Origin of the sequence: Streptomyces bobili (assembly GCF_002154575.1) — a bacterium.
Classification (GTDB): domain Bacteria; phylum Actinomycetota; class Actinomycetes; order Streptomycetales; family Streptomycetaceae; genus Streptomyces; species Streptomyces bobili.
This window is the reverse complement of sequence record NZ_MUBA01000027.1, coordinates 1-2,215: the sequence shown is the minus strand read 5'-3', so window position 1 is coordinate 2,215 and position 2,215 is coordinate 1. Positions and strand designations below refer to the sequence as shown.

The 2,215-nt window shown below is 67.9% G+C and carries 2 protein-coding genes; one reads left to right on the top strand and one right to left on the bottom strand.

Translation table 11 applies throughout. The features are described 5' to 3' along the window. Nucleotides 1-392: 392 nt before the first annotated feature. On the bottom strand, nt 393-950 hold the full coding sequence (locus tag BZL64_RS02955) for a MarR family winged helix-turn-helix transcriptional regulator (RefSeq protein WP_086765833.1): 558 nt from the start codon (nt 948-950) through the stop codon (nt 393-395). Between the two features lie 141 nt (nt 951-1,091). Between BZL64_RS02955 and BZL64_RS02950 the strand changes: the two genes are divergently transcribed. After that, nucleotides 1,092-2,215 (top strand): MFS transporter (locus tag BZL64_RS02950; protein ID WP_208639347.1); only part of this gene is annotated, 1,124 nt, incomplete at its 3' end.

Here is a 2,215-nt window from a genome sequence, read left to right as displayed (position 1 = left end):
GCGTTTCCGACTCTATCAGATCGTTTCCGGTTCCGATTTCCTCGGTGCTTTCCAGGTTCCCGCTTCCGCGTTTCCCTTTCCGGCGGTTCCGACTCTATCAGATCCTTTCGGCGCTGATTCCCCGTCAGAGGGGGGTTGTCTTCCCGGCTGTTGGGCCGTTCCGACGTCTCAAACCTTAGCGGATCCTCCCCGGCAAGCGCTAATCGAGCTGCCGAGCCCAAATCGAATTGAATTCGGGCACGCCGAATTACAACCCCGCTGGGAGATCTTGCTTTGGTGTGAGTGCCGCTACTGCGGCCGAGGTGCTACCGCAGAACCGTTACGGCTCCGTGGCAACCCGAAGAACTTTACGGACCGGGCAAGGGCGTGTCAAGCGGCCCTGTCAAGATCTTTTAGTCCAGGTCGGTGAGACGTCCGCCGGCGTCCGGCTGGGCGTGCTCCACCCTGCGCAGGAGCCTGGTCAGGACGTCGCCGAGGGCCGTGCGGTCGTCGGCGGAGAGGTCCTGGAGCAGATCCTCCTCGAAGACCGTCGCCAGTCGCATCGCCTCGAGCCACTTCTCCCGGCCCTCGGTCGTCAGCTCCACGATCACTCGCACCCGGTTGGTCTCGTCCCGCTTCCGGGTCACCAGACCTTCCGCGACCATGCGGTCGATCCGGTGGGTCATCGCGGCAGGCGTCAGACCGAGCCGCTTGGCCAGGTCGCTGGGACCCATCCGGTACGGGGCGCCGGAGAGGACGAGGGCTTTGAGGACCTCCCAGTCGGCGCCGCTGATGCCGAGCGCGGCGGTCTGGCGGCCGTAGGCGACGTTCATGCGGCGGTTCAGGCGGGAGAGCGCCGAGACGATCTGCTCGACCTGGGGGTCGAGGTCCTGGAACTCACGCTGGTAGGCGGCGATCTGCTCTTCGAGGGTCGGCTCGCCGCCGATGCCTGTGCTGCCGGGGTCGCCCATGAGCGTCAGTATCGCACGCGGCTCGTTCGCGTTGAAGTTCTTCAGCATGTACTGTTTAGCTTCGAAATTTATCTTCGAAGTCTTCGGTTCTAAGAACTGAGACTGACCAACTATCTGAGAGAGGTGAACGTGACCAGGGCCATGGGCGCAGCGATGCGCCGGATCCACGTGGGCAACGCACTCAGCGCGTTCGGGCTCGGCTTCACCGTCCCCTACCTGTACGTCTATGTGGCGCAGGTGCGTGGGCTCGGTGCCATGACGGCGGGGCTCGTCCTCGCCGTGTTCGCCGTGGCCGCGCTGATCGTGCTGCCGTTCGCCGGCCGGGCGATCGTGCGGCGCGGCCCGTTGCCGGTGCTGATCGTCGCCCTGGTCACCGCCGCGCTGGGTGCGCTGAGCCTGGGGCTGGCCGGCAACGCCACCGCTGTACTGGCCGCCGCCGCAGCGCTGGGGGCGGGGCAGGCCGTGATGCAGCCGGCGCTCGCCACGATGATCGTGGACTGCTCCACCGCGGAGACGCGGTCGCGGGCGTTCGCGACGCAGTTCTTTCTCCAGAATCTGGGACTCGGGGTCGGTGGGCTCATCGGCGGGCACCTGGTCGACACGACGCGGGTGTCTTCCTTCACCCTGCTGTTCGCGATCGAGGCGGCGATGTTCCTGCTGCTGGCCGTGGTGATCGCCGGTGTGCGGATGCCGCACGCGCCGCGGGTGGAGGGTGCGCCGCGCGGGTCCGTGAAGGGCGGCTGGAAGCAGATGCTCGGCAACCGGGCCATGGTGCAGCTGTCCGTGCTGGGCTTCGTGCTGTTCTTCGCCTGCTACGGGCAGTTCGAGTCCGGGCTCAGCGCGTACGGCGTCGAGGCGGCGGGTATTTCGACGTCCGCGCTCGGGACCGCGCTCGCCGCCAACACCGCGGTGATCGTCGTCGCGCAGTTCGCGGTGCTGAGGTTCGTCGAGCGGCAGAAGCGGTCGCGGGTGATCGCGGCCGTGGGGCTGATCTGGGCACTGGCGTGGGCCGTGGCCGGGTACGCCGGGCTCGGGAACGGCAGTCAGGAGATGGCCACGGCTGCCTTCGTGTCGACGTACGCGCTGTTCGGGCTGGGAGAGGCGATGTTGTCGCCGACGGTCGCGCCGCTGGTGGCGGATCTGGCGCCGGCCGGGCTCGCCGGGCAGTACAACTCGGCGTTCGCGCTGGTCAAGCAGTTGGCGCTGGCGGTCGGGCCGGCCGTGGGCGGGCCGATGGGGGCCTCGCTGCACGCCCCGTACGTGGT